A 22,831-nucleotide genomic window follows, 5' to 3' on the forward strand; every position below is an offset into this window, starting at 1 on the left:
TCCGCCCTACTGGCTCGGCCCGCTCCATTTTCCGAAGGCTGTTCCTGACGGGGAGAGGATGCTTATCCGTGCCTACCGAACCCTGCTGGCAACTTCCGCAGCGGCTATTGCTGCTCCAGCAGCTGCAGCTCCTTGGCCGAAACGCGGAAAATGGTGCCGTGGCGCAAGCCCGCCGGCACGCTGATTTGGTCGGAAACGTCGGTCCAGGTCGTCAAATCGGATGATTTGATGGCGCCGTACTTGTGGTCGCGGTACTTGTCGAAATACACCAGCCAGTCTTTGCCCAGCTTGAGGGCCGTGGGCCCCTCGGCCCAGTAGTTGCCCGTGATGGGCGCCGAAGCTTTGCCATACGGGCCGGCCAGCTTGTCGCTGAACGCCACGCGCAGGTTCTTTTGGGCCGGTTCGCGGGTTTCGTCTTTCAGGAACATGACGTAGCGCTTGCCATCGGGCTGAATGCTGGCGTCGATGACGTTGAAGCCGGGCTCGTAGAGCAGCGTGGTGGGCGTGTAGGTGTTGAAGTCCCGGGTGCTGGTGGCGTAGATGCGGTGGTTGTAGCCGCTGTCCGCCGTGCTCTGGGTTTCCGGGAATTTGCCGGTGATGGTGCTCGCCCAGTAAATGAGGTAGGTCTTAGTGCCGGGGTCGTAGGTGATTTCCGGGGCCCAGGTGTTGCGGGCGCCGGCCTCGTGCGCCATCACCGGCAAAAACTGCTGCTCCGACCAGTGAATAAGGTCTTTAGAGTTGGCATAGCCGATGCCCTTGTCCTGCCAGCTCACCGTCCAGACCATGTGAAACAGCCCGTCCTGCCCGCGAATGATGCAGGGGTCGCGCATGAGCTTGTCCTTGGCCACGGTGGGCCGCAGGAAGGTGCTGTCGCGCTTCAGGGCCTTCCACGTGTAGCCGTCGCGGCTGCTGGCCAGGTGCAGGCCGTCCTGCCCGTTGCCTTTGAAGTAGCAGAAAACAAGGGCTTCGTTTTTCTTAAGTCCTGTCGGGTTTTGGGCCTGTGTGAGGCAGGTAGTGAGAGTAAGCAGCAGGAATGCGCAAAGACTATTTTTCATTGCTAAGGATGGAACAGATTAAATATTAGACCGTCATGCAGCGCGCAGCGCAGCATCTCGCGTGGCCTCGACTTCACGACTGAGTCACAGTCCACCCGTCATGCTTCGCTGCGCGCTGCATGACGGGTGGACTGTGAATGATGAGCATTACTGGGCCACAATTTCATAGGTTTTACCCGCCTTGGTTGGGAATGAGGTAACGTACTGGGTCTGGTCGTACACCTGGCTGGTGGTCGTGGTTGCCGCCACGTCTTTCACCTGCACGGGCTGGTTGGTGCGCAGCCGCAGCGGGGCACCGGTGCGAGACAACACGCGCGCTTTGGTCAGCTTGCCGTCGCGCCAGTCCATGTCGACCACGAAGCCGCCGCGGGCTACCAGGCCCGACACGTGGCCGGTGCGCCAGGCCGCCGGCAAGGCCGCCAGCAGGTGCACGTCCGAGAGCTGGCTTTGCAGCAGCATTTCCGTGATGCCCGCGGTGGCGCCGAAGTTGCCGTCAATCTGGAAGGGCGGGTGGGTGTCGAAGAGGTTGTTGAGAGTCGAGACTTTCAGCAACTCCTGGTACATTTTGTAGGCGTGGTTGCCGTCGAGCAGGCGGGCCCAGAAGTTGATTTTCCAGGCCTTGCTCCAGCCGGTGCCTTCGTCGCCGCGCACCTCCAGGGTTTTGCGGGCGGCCGCGGCGTATTTGGGGGCGAGCAGGGGTGAGATTTCGCGGCCGGGGTGCAGGCCAAACAGCTGCGACACTGCCGGTGCTGCGGGTCCACGTCGGGCCAGTCGCCGTACCATTCCTGCAGGTTGCCGGCCTGGCCGATGTGCAGCGGGTAGAGCTGGGCGCGCTTCTGCTTCAGCAGCTTGGCGAAGTCGGCGTCGATGCCCAAAATCGAGTCGGCCTCGATGAGGTTGCCGAACAAATCCCGGATGATGGACATGTCCATGGTCGAGGCGATGGTTACGACTTCCTTGCTGCCGTTGGGCAGGAGGTAGCTGTTTTCGGGCGAGGTAGAAGGTGCCGTCACCAGGTAGCCGTCCTTCTCCACCAGCCAATCGAGGCAGAATTCAGCCGCGCTGCGCATCAGCGGGTAGGCCTCGTTGCGCAGGTAGGCCCGGTCGTTGGTGAAGCGGTAGTGCTCGTAGAGGTGCTGCGAGAGCCAGGGGCTGCCCAGGCTCCAATTGGCCCATTTGGGGTCACCGCTGCCTTCGCCTACGGGGTTGGTTTGGGCCCAGATGTCGGAGTTGTGGTGCACGGCCCAGCCGCGGGCTTTGTAGTAGTTGGTGGCCGTGGCGGTGCCGTTTTTGGCCAGGCGCGTGACGTGCGCCCGCAGCGGCTCCTGCATCTCGGGTAGGTTGCAGGCCTCGGCGGGCCAGTAGTTCATCTGTAGGTTGATGTTGGTGGTGTAGTTGCTGCGCCATGGCGGCCGAATCTGCTGGTTCCAGATGCCCTGCAGGTTGGCGGCCGGGCCGCCGGGGCGCGAGCTGGAAATGAGCAGGTAGCGCCCAAAGTTGAAATACAGCAGCTCCAGCGCGGGGTCGGGCCGGCCGGCTTTGTGGGCTTTCAGGCGCTGGTCGGTGGGCAGGTTGGGGGGCACGGCGCCGTCGAGGGTGAAATTTACCCGGTTGAAATACTGCCGGTAGTCCTTCACGTGGTCGGCCTTCAGCTGCTTGAAGCTCTGGCCCTGTACGGCGCTCAGGTAGCGCAGGGCTTCCTTGGTTTCGTCCTTGCCGTCTTTGTCGGGACACTTGTCGTAGCCGTTGAAGCTGGTGGCGCCCGACACGAGCAGGAGCACTTCGCTGGCCCCGCTCACGTGCAGGATGCTGTCGGCGCGCACCTGTCCGTCGGTTTTTGCCACCCGAACGCGCACTTGGTAGCGCATGCCGTTGCAGTTCTGGTCGTCCTTATACACGATGGCTTTTATGGCCCGGCGTTCGTCGGAGTTGATGCGGGCCTTGCCGCGCAGCACCAACTCTTTCGTGCCTTCTGTGGCCCTGGAAAACTCCAGCTGGTTTTTGACAGAAATGCTGAAATTCAACGCCTTTTTCTTGCTGGCCGTGAGGCGGATGACCACCACTTGCCCCGGCGCGGTCACGAACATTTCGCGGGTGTAGTCCACGCCGTCCACCGTGAAGCGGGTGGTGGAGGTGGCGTCGGCGATGTTGAGGTCGTGGTAGTAGTTAGTGGGCTGGCCGCTCATCGGCTGGCGCAGAATAAGGTCGCCGAGGGGCTGGTAGGCGTTGGTGTTGGGGCCCTGCATCTGGCGCATGAGCTTCACGGCCGCGCCATTATCACCCGCAAAAAGCAGGCGACGCACTTCGGCCAAGTGGCTGAAGGCTTCCGGGTTGGGGTTTGGGTTGGCGGGGCCGCCGGTCCACAGCGTGGCCTCGTTCAGCTGAATGAGCTCCTCGGCCGGGCGCCCAAATGCCATGGCGCCCAGACGGCCGTTGCCCAGCGGCAGGGCCTCTTCCCAGACTTTGGCGGGCTGGTCGTACCACAGCGTATAGGCGGTTTTCTGCTGCGCGAGGGCCGGTTGCAGGCTCAGGAGCAGGAGGAAAAGTAGGAGCGATGATTTCATTCTGTGGGAATTCTTGGAAGGACTTCAAAGGCCGTCATGCAGAGCGCAGCGAAGCATCTCGCGTGTGGTAGTAACTGGTTACTGGTGGCGGGCGAGATGCTTCGCTGCGCTCTGCATGACGGGCTTGAGGATGCTTTCGGCCTAGTTGCCGTCCGGCTTCGCGATGGCGGCGCGGGGGCTTTCGGGCCAGTTCCAATTGGCTAGGGCGTCGGGCTTGGTGGGGTCGAAGGCGGGGGTGTCGTTGCGCAGGAATTTCACCAGGCCCAGCTTGTTGGCCTTGATGCCTTCGACCACGCACTTGGCGATTTCGAAGGCGCCGTAGGGGTTGAAGTGGGTGTTGTCGGCCAGGTCCTGGGTTTGGCCGGGGTAGGTGTTGGCGGGGTAGTGCACGAAGGCTTTTTTCGACTCTTCGACCCCGATGGCTTCGTAGAGCTGCATGGTCATGGCGGTGAGGTCAATCAGGGCCACGCCTTCTTCCTGGGCCACTTTGCGGGCGGCGGCGGGGTAGTCGCCGAGGCTGTTGCTGATTTTGCCATCGGGCCCGAAGCTGCGCCGGCTGGTGGACGTCAGGATGACCGGGATGCCGCCTTTTTTCTTGGTTTCCTGCACGAAAAGCCGCATCCTTTCGGTGTAGGAGTTGTAGGCGCCGTCGTTGGGGCCTTTTTCCTTCTGGTCGTTGTGGCCGAACTCGACGAACAGGTAGTCGCCGGGCTTCATCACGCTCAGTACTTTGTCCAGTCGTTTCGAACCCAGGAAACTACCCAAGCTCAGGCCCGATTCGGCGTGGTTGGCAATGGCCACGCCGGGCTTGAAGAAGCGCGGAATCATCTGGCCCCAGGAGGCCCAGGGTTCTTCCTCCTGGTTGACTACCGTGGAGTTGCCGGCCAAGAAAACGGTTACGGTCGAGGCCGGCGCCGGGCTTATTTCCACGGCGCTGAGGCAGGTGCGGGAGCCGTTGAACTCCAACGTGAGCTTGTTGTCCCAGTCCAGCTTGGTGAGCTCGCGGGGCTTGAGCTGGACTTCGGTGCCGGGCGATATTTCCCGGCTTTTGACGTTGACGGTGAAGGTTTGGGTGAAGAATTTGCCGGGCGCGGTTTCCGTTTTTTGCTGCAGCAAGCGGCGCGATTCGGCCCGCAGGCTGCTGGAGGAAGCGCCCTTGAGGTCGCCCATGGTCACCGTCACGTTGTAGTTGCCCTCGGGCACATCGGCGGAGAAGTAGAAGGGCTTGTCGCTGGCCACGAAGTCGCCTTTCAGGGCGTCCTTGCCGCCGAGGTCGGTGCCCGTAACGGCGGTGCCGAAGTCAAAGCCAAAGCCCGCGGCGGCGGAGTAGGCCGCCGTGGGCAGCACCTGCTTGTAGCCGGGCGCCGCTTTGCCGGGCCCAAAATCAAACTTGAGGGCCGCCCCCTTCGCAGGCTGTGCCTGCGCGGTCAGCGTGGGACAAGAAACCGCTAATGCGGCGGCAAGGAACGTTTGTTTCATGTGGTCGGGTAGGATAAAAGCAGCTTTTGGTTTTAAAAGTACCGGCAGCTTCAGCGGGTGCTTCCCTGTACTGTCATGCTTGTCGGGTAAGGGCCGTGGGCCGCGAGGACCGGTGCTGCCTTACCCGCGGGGAACCCCAAAGTACAGGAGAGTGCGTGTTGGGGCGCCGGCTTACTTGCGGTGGTCGTAATATTTACACCGTTTTCACAATGGTCAATTGACAAACGGAGCCGTCCTGCTGAGCGCAGCCGCAGCATCTCTCCCGCAGTAGTAAGTAGTTACTCTCGCGGGAGAGATGCTGCGGCTGCGCTCAGCAGGACAGGCTTTTACTGGGCTTTTCGGAAAGTTTCTTAGTGCCCGCTGTTTTGTTCTTCCACTCAATCACCATGCCGCTTGCCCGCCGCACCTTTCTGACTGGTCTGGTTTTGGCGCCGTTCGCCCGGGCGTGGGCGGGCTTTTCGAGTGCGCGCCTGATTGATTTTCCGCGCAGCAGCTATTCTAAATTCAGCAAGCACCTGCGGCCGGTGGGCCGGGCGCTGGAGTTGCCCGATTACTACTTGTGGTGCAACTCGCCCATCTACGGGCCCGATGGCCGGGTGCACGTTTTCTTCTCGCGCTGGAACGCCCAGAAGGGCATGGGCGGGTGGATAAACGGCTCCGAAATCTGCCATGCCGTGGCCGACAAGCCCGAAGGCCCTTATGCTTTCGTGGAAACCGTGCTGGCGCCGCGCGGCCCCGGCCACTGGGACGCCACCACCTGCCACAACCCGAGCATTCAGTTCGTGGACGGTCAGTGTTGCCTGTTTTTCATGGGCAACGCCAACGGCAAAACCGACACCAAGCGCATCGGCCTGGCCACCGCGCCCACCCTCGAAGGCCCCTGGACGCGCCCCGACCAGCCGCTGCTGCTTCCCGGCCCCCCTGATGCCTGGGACGACCACTGCACCACCAACCCCGCCTTCATCAAGCACCCCAACGGGCAGTACTGGCTCTACTACAAGTCGTGGAATACCAAGGAATACGAGGACGCCAAGGGCAAGGAAATTCGCGGCAACCGCAAATACGGCCTCGCGGTGGCCGACAAGCTGGAAGGGCCTTACGTGAAATTCGACGGCAACCCCGTCATCGACTTCTCCAAGCAGGGCAACAACAAGCAGTTTGAAGACGCCTTTGTGTGGCGGCAGCACGGCAAATTCCTGATGCTGGCCCGCGACATGGGCGTGTACAACCAGGAAGTCGGCCTCTACCTTGAGTCGGAGGACGGCAAGGCGTGGAGCTTCCCCAAAATAGCCTACTTGCCCATCCGCGACTACGGCGTGCAGCAACCGCCCGCGCCGCCCAAGCTTAAGCGCTACGGCCGCCTCGAACGGCCGCAGCTGCTGCTGCGCAACGGCAGGCCGGAGTACCTGTTTTGTGCCTCCCAAGGAGGCGCAGCCATGACGGCCTCCTCGTTCATCCTGAAGGTCATGTAGCGCGGACTTTTAGTCCGCGCCGATACTTGCTCCGCACACATACTGCCATTCAACTCGCGGACTAAAAGTCCGCGCTACTTCCCCCACATGCTCCGCTACTTCCTAGTACTCCTGCTTTTCCTGCCGCGCCTCACCCGCGCCGACATCGCGCTGCCCGCACTGCTGACCGACAACATGGTGCTGCAGCAGAAGACCACCGTGGCGCTCTGGGGCTGGGCCGCGCCCGGCGAGGCCGTCACGGTAAGCGCGAGCTGGCAAAAGGGGACGCAAAAAGCCACCGCTGATGCGCAAGGCAACTGGCTGGTGCGCGTGCCTACGGGCAAAGCCGGCGGACCCTACACCATTGTCATTGAAGGCCAAAGCAAGCACACCATCAACAACGTGCTACTGGGTGAGGTGTGGCTGTGCAGCGGGCAGTCGAACATGAACTTCCCGGTGGCCAAGCGCGAGGGCTGGCGCACGGGCCTGCGCAACGCCGCCGAAGTCATTGCCCAAACCAAGTACCCCGCCATCCGCATGTTCACCGTGACGCAGAAAGTGGCCGATGCCCCGCAGCGCGACGTGCAAGGCAGCTGGGCCGTGTGCAGCCCCGAAACGGTAGGCGACTTTTCGGCCGTGGCCTACTTCTTCGGCCTAGAGCTTCACCAGAAGCTGGGCGTGCCGGTGGGGCTCATCCACTCGTCCTGGGGCGGCACTCCGGCCGAGTCGTGGACGCGCCAGGACGTGCTGGAAAGCACCCCCACGCTGCGCTCCATCCTCACGCGCTACGAGGCCGGCCTGACCCAGCGCCCCGCTTACGAAACCGCCCTGGCCGCCTGGAAAAGCGAAAAAGCCACCAATCCCCAGAGCACCCGTCCCAAGCCCGAAGAGCCGCTGAGCGCCACCAGCAACAAGTCGCCCGCCAAGCTCTACAACGGCATGATTCGCGGCCTGCAGCCCTACACGCTGCGCGGCGTAATCTGGTACCAGGGCGAAAGCAACGCTGAGCGGGCCTACCAGTACCGCACCCTGTTCCCGGCGATGATAGCCAACTGGCGCCAGGACTGGCAGCCCACCCTACCGTTCTACTTCGTCCAGATTGCCCCGCACAAGGGCCAGAACCCCGAAATCCGCGAAGCCCAGCTGCTCACGCTGCAAACCGTGCCCCACACCGGGATGGCCGTGACCACCGACGTGGGCGACTCGCTCGACATTCACCCGCGCGACAAGCTCACCGTGGGCCACCGGCTGGCCCTATGGGCCCGGGCCAACACTTACGGCGAGAAAAAGCTGGAGTACTCGGGCCCGCTCTACAAGGCCATGCAGGCGAACGGCCGCGAAGTCCGCCTCACCTTCGACCACGCCGACGGCCTGCAAGCCCGCGAAGGCGCCCTGCGCGAATTCACCATTGCCGGCCCGGACAGCGTGTTTCGGCCCGCGCAGGCCCGCATTGAGGGGCGCGTCGTGGTGGTGAGCAGCCCCGACGTGCCGCAGCCCGTGGCCGTGCGCTTCGGTTGGGGCAAGTCGCCCATGCCCAACCTGTTCAACGCAGCCGGACTGCCGGCTTCGCCCTTCCGCACCGACCAGTGGTGCACGCCCACTCAGGGCAAAAACTGACCTAAGCTCCGGAGCAGGAGAGTACACTCATGCCCCGTGCCTGCCAGCCGCTAATCCCCGCCCAACGCCGCTTGCTCATCGAGTGGGCGGCGTTGCTCCGTTTTGGCCAGTTCAGCCAATTCCTTAGTGGAGGCGGGGGCTAGTGAGCCCGGCGGATAGGGGCGAATTGGTGGGCTGGCGGCAAGCAGAAGGGTAGGACGTAGCCGAGAAATAGTGGGACTAAAAAATTCTGCGCTGGAGACCTTAAGCAGTAGTCTACAGGAGAGTAGGGGGGTAACGGGCCCATAATATTGGTAACCTCTCGCTCCCATTGCTCTGCCTTTTAATCAAAATCTCACCCACTCTTTTCCCTATGAAAAAGTCTTACACCTGGCAATGCTTCCGCCTGGCGGCGTGCTTGCCAATGCTCCTGCTAGCGGGGCCCGGCGCGATGGCCGCGGCCGCGCCCCCGGTTCGGCACGTAGTGGCCGACTGGCAATTGACGGGCAAGGTGACCTCGCCCAACGGCGAAGGCCTGCCCGGCGTAACCGTCGTAGTGAAGGGCACCACCCTGGGCACCACCAGCAACGCCGACGGCTCGTTCACCCTCTCGGTGCCCGAAACCCCCGGCACCTTGGTGTTTAGCTTCATCGGCTTTGCCACGCAGGAGCGGCCGTTCACTGGGCCCCAGAGCTTCACCATCAAGATGGCCGACGACACCAAGGCCCTGGAAGAAGTGGTGGTGGTGGGCTACGGCACCCAGAAGCGCGCCGACGTGACCAGCGCCATTGCCACCTTCGACGCCCGCAAGCTGGAAGAAAGGCCCATTGCCCGCGTCGACCAGGCGCTGGTGGGCCAGTTGGCCGGCGTGCAGGTGAAGCAGACGTCGGGCGTGCCCGGCCGGCCGTTCAGCATCCAGGTGCGGGGGGCGGGCTCCATCTCGGCCGGCAACGAGCCGCTGTACGTCATCGACGGCTTCCCGCTCGAAACCGTGGGCGCCAGCGCCAACGGCCGCTTCGGCAGCGGCAACCCGCTCGACAACATCAACCCCAACGACATTGAGAAGATTGAGGTGTTGAAGGACGCGGCAGCGGCGGCCATCTACGGCTCGCGGGCGGCCAACGGCGTGGTGCTCATCACCACCAAGCGCGGCCGCTCGGGCAAGCCCCAAATCAGCGTCAACTCCTATGTGGGGGGCTCGCGCGCGGCGAAAAAGCTCGACCTGCTGAGCGGCGAGGAGTGGGCCGCCCGCGCCACCGAAATCATCAACAACAACTGGGTGCGGTCGACGCCGACCACGCCGGGTGCCACGCCGCGCACGGCCGACCAAACCACGGCCCAGCGCCGCCAAATTCTGGGCCTCACGGGCAACAACGTGAACTCTGACCTGATGCTGGACGACCGCTGGGCCCTGCCGGGCCACCCGGGCCTGACCTACGTGGACTGGCAGGACGAGCTGTACCGCACGGGCATCAGCCAGAACTACCAGGTGAGCGCCTCCGGTGCCACCGACAACGTGAACTACTACGTATCGGGCAATTACAACGACCAGCAGGGCTTCGCGCTGGGCTTGGGGTATCAGCGCTTCACGGCCCGTGCCAACGTGAAAGTGAAGGCCAGCGACAAGCTCAAGTTTGGCCTCAGCATCAACCCGACGTACTCCGTTTCGAAAGACCCCGGCATTGAGGGCAAAGACAACCGCTTTCACCAGCTGCTCTCCCAAACGCCGATTGTGGAAGACTCGGCCGGCCTCAACACGGCCTACGGCAAAAACGAAGCCTACCGCTGGGGCGTGAGCCCCGCCAGCCCCATTGCGGTGATTAACGCCTACGAAGGCGACACCCGCAACTACCGCACGCTGGGCACCGTGTTTGGCGAATACCAGCCCATTGCCGGCCTGCGGCTGCGCTCCACGCTGAACTTCGACAACAACGAGTCGACCTCCACGGCTTACCAGCCGCCCACGCGCAACCTGAGCACGTCGCTGGCCAACGGCTCGTACGGCACCTACCGCCGCCAGACCTTCGTGAACGAAAACACGGCCACGTACAACAAAGTCTTGGGCAAGCACGATTTCTTGCTGCTGGCGGGCCAGTCTTACAATTTCGCCCGGCTGGACAACAACAGCGCGTCGTCGGTGGGCGGCTTTGTGAACAGCACCGTGCGCACGCTGAACGGCGCCGTGGCCATCTCGACCCCCGGCCCGACCGCGTCGCAGAGCGTGCTGCTGTCGTACTTCGGCCGCTTGCAGTATTCCTACGACGGCAAGTACCTGCTTTCGGCCAGCGTGCGGCGCGATGCGTCGTCGCGCTTCGGCTTCGAGGACCGCGCCGGCGTGTTCCCGGCCGTGTCGGCGGGCTGGCGCATTTCGCAGGAGCCGTTCCTGCAACAAGCCAGCTTCCTCAGCGACCTGAAGCTGCGCGCCAGCCTGGGCTACTCCGGCAACAACACCATCGGGGACTACAGCAGCATTGCCACGCTGGGCGTGAACAACTACACCTTCGGCGGCCTCATCGCCCCCGGCCAAGCCCCCAACAAAGTGGGCAACTCGCAGCTGAAATGGGAGCGCAACCGCACCGTGGACTTCGGCGTGGATTTCGGCGTGTTCAAAAACCGCATCACCGCCTCGTTCGACTACTACACCAAAAACAGCCTCGACCTGCTGCTGAACGTGCCCGTGCTTACGGCCGCGGGTTTCGGCACCAACCTGGAAAACATTGGCGAGGTGCGCAACACGGGCTGGGAAGTGGAGCTGAACACCCGCAACCTGGAGGGGGCCCTGTCCTGGACCACCTCCTTCAACCTGAGCCACAACGAAAACCGGGTGGTGCACTTGGGCCCCGGCGACGCGACCATCGAAGTGCCCAACGGGCTCGATACGCCCAGCAACATCCTGAAAGTGGGCCTGCCCGTGTACAGCATCTTCGTGGTGAAGCAGGACGGCATCCTCAGCCAGTCCGACATCGACCGGGGCGTGGCCCGCTTCGGCAACCAAACGGCCGGCGACGCCAAGTACGTGGACTTCAACAACGACGGCAAGATTGACGTGAACGACCGCCAGGTGGTGGGCAACCCCAACCCGACCTATACCGCGGGCATCACCAACACGCTGCGCTACAAGGGCTTCGACCTGAGCTTCCTGGTGCAAGGCCAGTACGGCGGCTCCATCTACTCGACGCTGGGCCGCGCCATCGACCGCACCAGCCTGGGCTACAAGGAAAACAACTTGGGCCGCGCCCGCGACCGGTGGTTCTCGGCCGAGAACCCCGGCGCGGGGGTGAAGGGCAAAGCCACGGGCAGCTTCGGCTTTATCCGCAACACCGACTGGCTGTACTCGTCGGACTACTACCGGGTGCGCACCATCACGCTGGGCTACGACCTGGGCCTGCTCGTCGACAAGCGCATCGCGCAGGGCGCCCGCGTGTACGTGACGGCCGAAAACTGGTTTGGCTGGGACGAGTACTACGGCGGCCTCAACCCCGACGCCCTGAACACCGGCAACACCGGCACCTTCATCTCGGGCTCGGACTACGGCGGCTTGCCGCTGGCCAAAACCCTGGTGCTCGGCCTCAACCTCACTTTTTAATCAGGCATGGATAAAGCGACAAAGAACCGTCCTGCTCATCTGGCGTCCGCGCAGGCGAAGCATCCCTCCCGCTTCGTTGAGTTAGTGACCCGAGCGAGCTGCTTCGACAAGCGCAGCAGGGCGGTTTGAAATAAGCTTTCCTTTTCAAAAAAATCCCATGAAAAAGATAATTCTTTGCTTGTCCCTGGCCGGTGCGCTGGTCGCGCTGGGTGGCTGCGAAAAGGACCTGGAGCAAACCCCGATTTCGAACGGCTCGGTGCCGGACTTCTACAAAACGGCGGCCGATTTCGACCAGGCCATGTCGGCCGTGTACAACTCGCTGCGCGGCTACCCCGACCGGGAAGTCATCCTCTCGGAGCTGCGGTCCGACAACATTTACGCCGTGAGCTCGATTGGCTCGCGCGACTGGGACCCGGTCAACAACTTCTCGGCCGCGCTGCTCGTCGTCAACCCCTACGTGGCCGACGCCTGGGCGTCGGGCTACTCGACCATCTTCCGGGCCAACACCCTGCTCGACCAGCTGGCCCAGAACGGGGCCGTCGCGGGCTCGTTGCGGGCGCGCTACGAAGGCGAAGCCAAGTTCATTCGCGCCTTCGCGTACTTCGACCTGGTGCGCAAGTTTGGCCGGGTGCCCGTGATTGAAAAGCCGCTCATTCCGCAGGAAGTGGCCAAAATTCCGCGCAGCGAGGTGCCGGCGGTGTACGCCCTGATTGAGTCCGACTTGCGCACGGCCATCGCCAGCCTGCCCGCGGCCTACACCGGTACGGGCGTGGGCGCCGCCGCCGGCGTGGGCCGGGTCACGAACGGCGCCGCCAAAGGCCTGCTCGCGCTGGTGTACCTCACCAAGTCGGGCCCCACGTACGGCATCAAGGGCCCCGGTTTGGGCAGCAACGAGTACGACAAAGCCAACGTGTTGCTCGACGAGCTCATCAATCGCAGCGGCACGCCCGTTTCGGCCCCTTACGCCCTGCAAGCCTCGTACGCCAACATTTCTTCGCCCACCAACGAAAACAACCCGGAGGTGCTGTTCGACATTCAGTACATCGCCAACGGCTTGGGCACGCTGGGCTCGTCGTTCATGAACGTGGTGGTGCCCGACGCCTACTACACGGCGCCCACGTTGCTGGCGTTGCCTTTTTCGGCGGGGTCGGTGGAAATCAAGCCCTGCTCCAACGACCTGAATAACGCGGCGTACGCCGCCAACGACACCCGCCGCGCCGCGACCATCCAGCAGGGCTACACCAACGCCGGCACCACCGATACCCGCCCCTTCTACAAGAAGTACCTGAACGTGGCCGGCAAAGGCAGCAACCGCACCGACTGGGCCACCAATTTTATTGTGATGCGCTACGCCGACGTGCTGCTGATGAAGGCCGAGTGCGAGGTGCGCGGCGTGGGCGGCACACCCGCCAGCGCGGCCGCCCGGCTCACCCCCCTGCGCACCCGCGCCGGCCAGCCGGCCCTCACCACCCTCACGCTGGAAAGCCTGATGGAGGAGCGCCGCCGCGAGTTTTCCGGCGAAAACCTGCGCTGGAACGACCTCATGCGCTCGGGCCTGGCGCTGACGACCATGAACGCCTGGGCCGCGCGCGAAGACGCGCCACCGCCCAACAACCGCATTCTGCGGCCCATTCCGGCCGAGCTGCTGCTGTACCCCGTGCCGCAAACGGAGCTGAGTTCGGCCCCCGGCCTGTACGAGCAAAACGACGGTTATAAATAAGGTGAAAGTGAAAAGTGAGGAGTTGATAGGGTACGCCTTTGACCCCTTTCTCTTAACGTTTGCTTGTCCGGTGCGCCCGGTTTTGGTGCTGCCTGCTTTGCGCTGGCCGGGCCAAAGCCGAGCGCAGCTGCGCCACCCGGCCCGACGCCAGCGGCGTCCGACCAGTGCTCACCGAAACGGTGTGGCTGGTTGGCGCCACCCGGTTCGACGCCGCTGGCGTCGGACCGGGTGGCGCACCGCACAGTACAGGACGGTTGGCACTGCCGGGGCAAGTTCTTTTGGTTCGGACCCTCTCTTCCCCGCGTCATGCTGATTCCTGCATTTTTCTTGTTCACGAAAGCACGGCGGCACGTCTGGCTGCCGCTAGCGCTGCTGTGGAGCCTGAGTACCGCCTGGGCCGCTGACCCCGCGACCGGCCGCCAGAAGTACAACTTCAACCCCGGCTGGCGGGTGCTGGTGAGCGACCCCGCGGGTGCCGAAACCACCGGCTTCGACGACGCCAAGTGGAAGGCCGTGACCTTGCCCTACGCCTGGAACGAGGACGAAGCTTTCCGGAAAGACATCAAGGACCTGAGTACCGGCGTGGCCTGGTACCGCAAGCACTTCTGGTTGCCAGCGGGTGCGGCGGGGCAGCGGGTATTTATCGAGTTTGAGGGCGTGCGCCAGGCCGGCGAGTTTTACCTGAACGGCCAGCGCCTGGGCCTGCACGAAAACGGCGTAATGGCCGTGGGCTTCGACCTGACACCGTTTCTTAAGCCCGCACCCGAGGACAACGTGCTGGCCGTGCGTACCGACAACGACTGGGACTACAAGGAAAAAGCCAGCGGCCTCGCCTACCAGTGGAGCAACCGCAACTTCAACGCCAACTACGGCGGCATCCCCAAAAACGTGTACCTGCACGTGATGAACCCGCTGCACCAGACGCTGCCGCTGTTCTCGACCCTGGGCACTACTGGCGTATACGTCTACGCCCAGGACTTTGACGTGGCCGGCGGCCGGGCCACTGTGGTAGCTGAGTCGCAGGTGAAGAACGACGGCGCGGCGGCCCGCACCTTCGCCTACGAAGCCACCGTGGCCGACAAGGACGGCAAGCTCATCGGTACCCTGCGCGGCCCCGAAACCACCCTAGCCCCGGGAGAAACCAAAACGGTGCAGGCCCGCGCCAAGCTCACGGGCCTAAAGTTCTGGAGTTGGGGCTATGGCTACTTGTACACCGTGAGCACCCGCTTGCTGGTCGATAAAAAGCCCGTGGACGAGGTGAAAACCCGCACCGGCTTCCGCAAAACCGAATTCGCCAATGGCCTTATCAAGCTCAACGGCCGGGTGATGATGGTGCACGGTTACGCCCAGCGCACCAGCAACGAGTGGCCCGCCGTGGGCCTGGGCGTGCCGGCCTGGCTCTCGGACTTCAGCAACGGCCTGATGGTGGAAAGCGGCGGCAACATGGTGCGCTGGATGCACGTGACGCCCTGGAAACAGGACATTGAGAGCTGCGACCGGGTAGGCTTGCCCCAGGCCATGCCCGCCGGCGACGCCGAAAAAGACGTGACCGGCCCCCGCTGGAACCAGCGCCTGGCCCTGATGCGCGACGCCATTGTGTACAACCGCAACAACCCCAGCATCATTTTCTACGAGGGCGGCAACGAGAGCATCAGCGCTGAGCACATGCAGGAATTGAAGGCCATTCGGGACCAGTACGACCCGCACGGCGGCCGCGCCATCGGCTCGCGCGAGATGCTGGACATTCCAGTGGCCGAGTACGGTGGCGAGATGCTCTACATCAACAAGAGCGCCGGCAAGCCGCTGTGGGCCATGGAGTACTCGCGCGACGAAGGCCTGCGCAAGTACTGGGACGAGTTTTCGCCGCCCTACCACAAAGACGGCGCTGGCCCGCCCTACAAAAACGCCCCCGCCGCCGAGTACAACCGCAACCAGGACACCCACGCCCGCGAAAACGTCATCCGCTGGTACGACTACTGGCACGAGCGGCCCGGCACCGGCACCCGCAGCAGCGCCGGCGGCGTCAACATCGTTTTCTCTGACACCAACACTCACTACCGCGGCGAGGAAAACTACCGCCGCAGCGGCGAGGTCGACGCCCTGCGCATTGCCAAGGACGGGTTCTATGCCCACCAGGTAATGTGGGACGGCTGGGTGGACCCCGAAAAGGCCCGCACGCACATCATCGGCCACTGGAACTACAAGGCCGGCGTGACCAAGGACGTGACGGTGGTTTCGAATGGGGAGAAAGTGGAGCTGTTTCTCAACGGCAAGTCCTTGGGCAGGGGCCAGCAAAGCCACCGCTTCCTCTTCACCTTCAAAAACGTGGCCTGGCAGCCCGGCACTCTGCGCGCCGTGAGCTACGACGCCACCGGCAAAAAGGCCAGCGAAGCCACGCATCAAACCGCCGGCCCCGCCGTGGCCCTGCGCCTCACGCCCATTACCAGCCCCGCCGGCTTGCGCGCCGACGGCACCGACCTCGCCCTGGTGCAACTAGAAGCGGTCGATGCCCAAGGCCGCCGCTGCCCCACGGCTCTCAACATGGTCAACTTCACCCTCAGCGGGCCCGCGGAGTGGCGCGGCGGCATCGCCCAGGGCCCCGACAACTACATCCTGGTCAAGAGCCTGCCCGTGGAAGGTGGCGTAAACCGCGTGCTGATTCGCACGACCACCACGGCGGGCAACATTGCCGTGAAGGCCAGCAGCGAGGGCCTGAAAGCCGCTACGGTAATCCTTAAATCTCAACCCGTGACGGTGCAGAACGGCTTGGCCACCCAGCTGCCCGGTACCGACTTACCGGTGAGCCTCAAGCGCGGGCCGACGCCTGCCAGCCCGTCGTTCACCGCCTCGCGCCTGACGGTGCCCATCAAATCGGTAACGACGAACTCCAACGCCGCCAATGCTGCCTTCAGCTTCGATGACAACGAGTTATCGGAATGGATTAGTGAGAAGAAGGACGCGCAACCCTGGATTGAATTTGCCCTGGCCCGGCCAGCGCCCATCAGCCAGGTAGCCATGAAACTCACCGGCTGGCGCACCAGCCAGTACCCGCTACGCATTTTGGTGGACGGCCAGGAAGTATTCAAGGGCACCACCGAGCGCAGCCTGGGCTACTACACCGCCAAGTTTGCCCCGCGCACCGGCCAGACGGTTCGCATTGAGCTGGAAGGCACCACCAATTCCCAAGACGCCTTCAACATCACGGAGCTGGAAGCCCCGAAAGTAGCCACTGCTGCCACCGACAAGGCCGGCTCACCCGGTACCCTCGGCCTGATTGAGGTGGAGGTATACGAAAAAGCAACGGGCACACCCGCCCAATAATGCAGCAAAACCAGCACGTCATGCAGAGCGCAGCGAAGCATCTCGCCCGGCGAAACCTCACCCCCGGCCCCTCTCCCGCAGAGAGGGGTGCCTGTCCCGAATCGTTGAACGCACCCCTCTCCGCGGGAGAGGGGCCAGGGGTGAAGTTTGCGGGGCTGCTCGTTCTGCTGCTTTCACTGGTAGCCGTCATCAGCTCAGCGCAAACCGCGCCGCCGGTATGGCACGGGCAGCAGCGCCAAATGCGCTACCGTCCCGAGGGCACTGATTTCGTCATCACCAACGGCAACAAGCGCTTCACGCGGTCCCTGTACGGCACCAACACCGGCTTCCGGGTAGAGGCGGGCGACTTGCCGGAGTTTGCACTCTACCTGCCCGGCATGGGCGGTAACTTGAAGTTCGGCCTAGTGGCCAATGGCCAAAGCAAGTGGCTGATAAATGCGGCCAACATCACGGCCCGCTACCGGCCTGGCGCCATGCTCTACGACATCACCGACCCGCTGCTGGGAGCCGGCCGGCTGCACCTAGAAGTGCTGGCCATGGCTGACGCCGAGGGCGTGCTGGTGAAAGCACGGTTTGAAAACGTGCCGGCTAATAAGGTGCAGCTGATGTGGGCCTTTGGTGGCGCCACAGGCAAGAAATTCAGCCGCGACGGCGACATCGGCGCCGACCCGGAATCCAGCTTTTACCTCAAGCCGGAATACTGCCGAAACAACGCGTTTGCGCTGAAGAAAAACGCCTTCACGCTCACCTACGGCCAGCCCGCTGCCGCTCCGCCAGACCTTTATCGCAACCTAGGCGTGAAAGAAGCCACGCCAGCCACCGCCGTAGGGCCGCCTCTCGCACCTAAAACGCTGGTGGGCATGGCGCCCCCGGCCGGCGAAATGCACGTAGCCGATGCCACGCAACAAGAGAGCCCACAGCAGCTTTGGGCCTCAAAAGTGTCGGCTACGCCGGTGGTGGCGGGTGCTGTTAAAGTCAGGGCAGGGGAGGACTTGTACTTCGCGGTGCAAGTGCCGAAACCGGCCAGTGCGCTGACTTACGCAGCCCTGCCCGCTGCCTTTGTTCGCGCGGAGACGGCTCGGCAAGCCTTGGCCAACCGCATCAAAGTGAGCACGCCCGACCCCTACATCAACACGCTGGGCGGGGCGCTGGCGGTGGCTTCGGACGCCATTTGGGAGGCGCCTTCCTACATGCACGGGGCCATTGCCTGGCGCATGCGCCTCAACGGCTGGCGCGGCGCCTACACCGCCGACCCGCTGGGCTGGCACGACCGCGCCGCCATGCATTTCCGCGCCTATGCCAAGTCGCAGCTTACTAGCCCCGAAACCGGCCCGCTGGTGATGGACACCACCCTGCACTTGGCCCGCCACCTCGAGAAGCTGGGTACCGCCGTGTTCAGCAGCGGCTACATCAGCCGCAACCCTAACGGCGACTTCCGCCCGCACCACTACGACATGAACCTTGTGTTCATCGACGAGCTGCTGCGCCACTTCAACTGGACTGGCGACCTGGCCTTGGCCCGCGAAATCTGGCCAGTGCTCCAGCGCCACCTGGCTTGGGAAAAGCGCAACTTCGACCGCGACCAGGACGGCCTTTACGATGCTTACGCCGCCATTTGGGCCTCCGACGCGCTGCAGTACAGCGGGGGAGGCGTCACCCATTCTTCGGCCTACAACTACTTCTCCAACAAGAAAGCCGCCGAGCTGGCGCAGCTGCTGGGCGAAAACGCGGAGCCCTACCGCCAGGAAGCCGCCAAGATTCACCAAGCTCTGAACGCCCGCCTGTGGATGCACGGCAAAGGCTGGTAAGCCGAATTTCAGGACGCGCTGGGCCTGAAGCAGCTGCACCCCAGCGCCGGCCTCTGGACCGTGTACCACGCCCTCGATTCGGAAGTGCCCGACGCCTTCCAGGCCTACCAGGCGCTGCGCTACGTCGATGTCGAGATTCCGCACATTCCGGTGCGAGCCGTAGGGCTGCTCGATGCGGGCTATTACCTGCTTTCGACCACCAATTGGCAGCCCTACGATTGGTCGTTGAACAACGTGGCCATGGCCGAGGTGCTGCACACCACGCTCGCCAGCTGGCAGGCCGGCCGTCCCGAAGAAGCTTTCCACCTCTGGAAAAGCGCCCTGCTCGAAAGCATGTACCTGGGCAGCAGTCCGGGCAATTTCCAGCAGGTTTCGTTCTACGACACCTACCGCGGCGAGCTGTACCGCGACTTTGCCGACCCCATCGGTATGGCCAGCCGCTCGCTGGTGGAGGGCCTATTCGGCATCGTGCCCGACGCCCTGCACGGCACGCTGCGCATCCGGCCCGGCTTGCCGCAGGACTGGAACGAGGCGGCCCTGACCATCCCGGACGTGGCATTCGACTTCCGCCGCCAGGGTTCGCGCGACACCTACACCATCACGCCCACCTTCGCTAAACCCTTGCGCCTGCAGCTTCAAGTGCAGGCTCGCACCACCGGCGAGACTACCGTAACGGTGAACGGCAAACCCGTGCAATGGCGCAATGTTGACACCGCGGTGGGACGACCAATTATCGAAATAAGCAGCGAGCCGACCGCCAAATACGTGGTCGAAATCCAGTGGCATGGCGACGCTCCGGACACCGCCACCACCAAAGCGCAATACGTGCCCAATGCCGCCTTGAGCACTCGTTTTGCCCACGCTGCAATCAGCAAAGTGTTTGACCCGCAGCAGGTGCTTCGCCAGCCCAAAACAACCACCAATGAGCTAACGGCCCAAGTCGCCGGAGAGGCGGGCGGCCGCACGGCTTTCGTGCAGCTGCGGCAAGGCGGCCTGACGTGGTGGGAGCCGCTGGCCATCAACGTCCCCCGCCCGGTAGCCGCGCCCCAAGTCGCTGCACCGGCTGCGGCGAAGTGGGAAAGGGTGGACTTGAGCTGCCATTTCAACGACCAGGTGACGCGCATCTTTCAGAACGAATACCGCTCGCCGCGCCCGCTGGGGCCCACGCTGCAACTGCCCACGCAGGGCATCGGCAACTGGTGCTACCCGCTCACGCAAGCCGTGATTGACGATGCGGGCCTGCGCCAGTTGGCCGACGCGAAGAATGAGCTGAAGCTGCCCGCCGGGGTGCCGCTGCGCACGCCTGGGGCCGCCGGGTCGAAAAACGTGCTGTTTGTGTCGCAGTGGGACAACTATGCCGACCGCGCCACCGTCCCGCTGGCCGGCCGCGCCACCCACGCCTACTTGCTTATGGCCGGCTCAACCAACCCCATGCAAAGCCAACTGGTGAACGGCGAAGTGGTGGTGACCTACACCGACGGCACCACCGACGCGCTGCCCCTGCGCAACCCCGAAAACTGGTGGCCCATCGAGCAGGACTACCTCAACGACGGCTTCGCCTTCCAAACCGGTGCCCCCCAGCCCTTGCGTGTGCACCTCAAAACCGGCCTCATCACCCGCGAATTCAACCAGTACACGTCCATCAAAGGCTTCAGCACCCGGGCCATCGACGGCGGCGCGGCCACGGTGCTTGACTTGCCCCTCAACCCCAAGAAAAAACTGCGCAGCCTCACCGTACGGGCCCTGGCCAACGACGTCGTTATTGGATTGATGAGCGTGACGTTGGCGCGTTGAACCTCACCCCCCGGCCCCCTCTCCAAAAGAGAGGGGGAGCCAAGCGAAAAACTAGAAAATAGATACAATGTTGAAAAACGAATTTCGAAAATTGTCAGGCTCCCCCTCTCTTTTGGAGAGGGGGCCGGGGGGTGAGGTCATCCGTCTGGCGCTCCTACTTCTCCTAGTCATTTCAGCCCAAGCCCAGCAGGCGCCTATCAATCGGCAGGTGGTGGTGGAGCGGCACAAGGTCGTGCTTACCAGCACCGATACGCTGGCTTCGCTGTCGGTGGGCAACGGCAAATTTGCCTTCACGGCCGACGTGACGGGCCTGCAGACTTTTCCGGCTTACTACGAGAAAGGCGTGCCGCTGGGCACGCAGTCGGAGTGGGGCTGGCACAGCTTTCCGAACGCCAAGAATTTCAAGTTTGGGTCGGCCATCCGCGAGGTGGACCTCAACGGGCGCAAGGTGGGCTACGCGGTGCAGCGCAAGGAGCCCGGCAACAAGGAAGCCGTCGATTATTTCCGCGAAAACCCGCACCGTCTGCAGCTCGGCAACCTCGGCTTTGTGCTGCTGAAAAAGAACGGCCAGCCGGCCACCATCCGCGACCTGCGCGGCATCCGGCAGGAGCTGAATCCCTGGACCGGGGAGCTGAGCAGCCGGTTTACGGTGGAGGGCACGCCGGTGCAGGTCGTCACGGTGGGCCACCAAACCCAGGACGCCGTGGCCGTGCGCGTGGAGTCGGAATTGCTGAAAAGCGGGCGCTTGAAAGTGGCCCTGCGCTTCCCGTTTCCCACAGCTGGCTGGTCCGACATGGGCACCTTTTACGGCAAGGAAAACCAGCATCAGTCGAGCATCACGAAGCCTCAGAAGAACAGCGCCGTGCTGCTGCATCAGCTTGATACCACCAAATACGTGGCCGCCCTGAGCTGGCAGCAGGCCGCCACACTGGCGCCCGGCCAGCCGCACGAGTTTGTGCTTACGCCGGGCAAGCAGGGCACTGTGCTGGAGTTCAGCTGCCGGTTTTCGCCGCGAGCCCAAGCGGCGGCCGTGCCCACATTTGCTGCCACGCGTGCCAGCAGCCAGCGGCAGTGGCCCGCGTTCTGGCGCAGCGGCGCGGCCGTGGATTTTGGCGGCACCGCCGACCCGCGCGCCAAGGAACTGGAGCGCCGCGTGGTGCTCTCGCAATACCTCACCAAGCTGCAGGGCGCCGGCTCGCAGCCGCCCCAGGAAACCGGCCTCGTGCTGAACAGCTGGTACGGCCGCCCACACCTCGAAATGCACTGGTGGCACTCGGCGCATTTTGCGCTGTGGGGCCGCCCCGTGCTGCTCGAACGCAGCCTCACCTGGTACGCCCGGCCCGACGTGCGCGCCGTGGCCCGCGGCATTGCCCAGCGCCAGGGCTACGAGGGCGTGCGCTGGCAAAAAATGACCGACCCCTGGGGCCAGGAAGGCCCGTCGTCGGTTGGTGCGTTTCTGATTTGGCAGCAGCCGCACTTCATCTATTTCGCCGAGGAAGCCTACCGCGCCCACCCCGACGCCGCCACCCTTAAACTGTACCAGGACCGGGTGAACGCCACGGCCGAATTCATGGCCTCGTACCCGTTTTATGAGAAGGACAAGGACCGCTACATCCTCGGCAAGGGTGTCATTCCGGCCCAGGAGCGGTTCAAGGCCGAGGAGACATTCAATCCCACCTTCGAGCTGGTGTATTGGAATTGGGCGCTGAAAACGGCCCAGGAGTGGCGCACCCGCCAGGGCCTGCCGCGCAACGCCAAGTGGGACAAAGTGGTGGCCAAACTCTCGAAGCTGCCGCAAGCCAACGGCGTGTACCTGGCCACCGAAAGCGCGCCCGATTCCTACACCAACCCCGAATTTAAAACCGACCACCCCTCCGTGCTGGCCGCCCTGGGCGTGATGCCCGCCACCGGCCAGCAGGACGCCGCCACCATGCGCCGCACCTTCGACCTGATTTGGAAGGACTGGAGCTGGGACAAAACCTGGGGCTGGGACTTCCCCATGACGTCCATGACGGCCACCCGCCTCGGCCTGCCCGACCGCGCCGTGGACGCCCTGCTAATGAAGGTGCAAAAAAACACCTACTTGCCCAGCGGCCACAACTACCAGGAAGACCGACTGCCCATCTACCTGCCCGGCAACGGCGGCCTGCTCGCGGCCGTGGCCCTCATGTGCGCCGGCTACGACGGCTGCAAAGAAGCCAACCCCGGCATCCCCAAAGGCTGGAACGTGAAGTGGGAAGGCCTGCAGAAAATGCCGTAGCGGCAATTCAGCCGCTAAGCCTAATATATATTAAAGGAGGAACGTCATGCTCATCTGGCGTCCGCGCAGTCGAAGCATCTCTACCTCAATGGTAAACCAGTCGAATGAATTGGACCAACTCTGAGGTCAATGTGCTGTAGCGCGGACTTTTAGTCCGCGAGTTGATATGCCTGCTACTCGCGGACTAAAAGTCCGCG

General features: G+C 63.6%; 11 protein-coding genes and 1 pseudogene. 8 read left to right on the forward strand and 4 right to left on the reverse strand.

The window, feature by feature from the left end; translation table 11 throughout:
- Window positions 1-104: 104 nt before the first annotated feature.
- From VF629_RS19880 to VF629_RS19895, 4 genes and pseudogenes are all read right to left on the reverse strand, one after another.
- A complete protein-coding gene (locus VF629_RS19880; RefSeq protein WP_331060255.1) occupies window positions 105-1,055 on the reverse strand; it encodes a glycoside hydrolase family 43 protein in 951 nt (316 codons plus the stop codon).
- A 147-nt stretch (window positions 1,056-1,202) separates the two neighbouring features.
- Complete coding sequence (locus tag VF629_RS25830) at window positions 1,203-1,514, reverse strand: glycoside hydrolase family 95-like protein (RefSeq protein WP_414653909.1); 312 nt, start codon at window positions 1,512-1,514, stop codon at window positions 1,203-1,205.
- A 54-nt stretch (window positions 1,515-1,568) separates the two neighbouring features.
- Window positions 1,569-3,619, reverse strand: a pseudogene (locus tag VF629_RS19890) (glycoside hydrolase family 95 protein); the annotation flags it as partial.
- Between the two features lie 141 nt (window positions 3,620-3,760).
- Window positions 3,761-5,098 carry a rhamnogalacturonan acetylesterase gene (locus VF629_RS19895; protein WP_331060258.1) on the reverse strand — a complete coding sequence of 446 codons (1,338 nt, stop codon included), beginning with the start codon at window positions 5,096-5,098 and terminating at the stop codon, window positions 3,761-3,763.
- Between the two features lie 386 nt (window positions 5,099-5,484).
- Between VF629_RS19895 and VF629_RS19900 the strand changes: the two genes are divergently transcribed.
- The 8 genes from VF629_RS19900 (at window position 5,485) to VF629_RS19935 (ending at window position 22,634) form a co-directional block, all read left to right on the forward strand.
- A complete protein-coding gene (locus VF629_RS19900) occupies window positions 5,485-6,570 on the forward strand; it encodes a glycoside hydrolase family protein (RefSeq protein WP_331060259.1) in 1,086 nt (361 codons plus the stop codon).
- Window positions 6,571-6,657: 87 nt separating this feature from the next.
- Complete coding sequence (locus VF629_RS19905) at window positions 6,658-8,166, forward strand: sialate O-acetylesterase (RefSeq protein ID WP_331060260.1); 1,509 nt, start codon at window positions 6,658-6,660, stop codon at window positions 8,164-8,166.
- A gap of 352 nt (window positions 8,167-8,518) precedes the next feature.
- On the forward strand, window positions 8,519-11,731 hold the full coding sequence (locus VF629_RS19910; protein WP_331060261.1) for a TonB-dependent receptor: 3,213 nt from the start codon (window positions 8,519-8,521) through the stop codon (window positions 11,729-11,731).
- Window positions 11,732-11,888: 157 nt separating this feature from the next.
- Window positions 11,889-13,451: a RagB/SusD family nutrient uptake outer membrane protein gene (locus VF629_RS19915; RefSeq protein ID WP_331060262.1), complete on the forward strand. Its 1,563-nt coding sequence runs from the start codon at window positions 11,889-11,891 to the stop codon at window positions 13,449-13,451.
- A 306-nt stretch (window positions 13,452-13,757) separates the two neighbouring features.
- Complete coding sequence (locus tag VF629_RS19920) at window positions 13,758-16,772, forward strand: glycoside hydrolase family 2 protein (RefSeq protein ID WP_331060263.1); 3,015 nt, start codon at window positions 13,758-13,760, stop codon at window positions 16,770-16,772.
- Between the two features lie 104 nt (window positions 16,773-16,876).
- Entirely contained in the window at window positions 16,877-18,580 is a 1,704-nt protein-coding gene (locus VF629_RS19925) for a DUF4450 domain-containing protein (protein WP_331060264.1), read from the forward strand.
- Window positions 18,581-18,640: 60 nt separating this feature from the next.
- Window positions 18,641-20,374 carry a hypothetical protein gene (locus VF629_RS19930; protein ID WP_331060265.1) on the forward strand — a complete coding sequence of 578 codons (1,734 nt, stop codon included), beginning with the start codon at window positions 18,641-18,643 and terminating at the stop codon, window positions 20,372-20,374.
- 112 nt (window positions 20,375-20,486) lie between these two features.
- Window positions 20,487-22,634 (forward strand): hypothetical protein, encoded by a 2,148-nt coding sequence (locus VF629_RS19935; RefSeq protein ID WP_331060266.1) that lies wholly within the window; start codon window positions 20,487-20,489, stop codon window positions 22,632-22,634.
- Window positions 22,635-22,831: the final 197 nt, after the last annotated feature.

Origin of the sequence: Hymenobacter sp. (assembly GCF_036388155.1) — a bacterium.
Taxonomy (GTDB): Bacteria; Bacteroidota; Bacteroidia; order Cytophagales; family Hymenobacteraceae; genus Hymenobacter.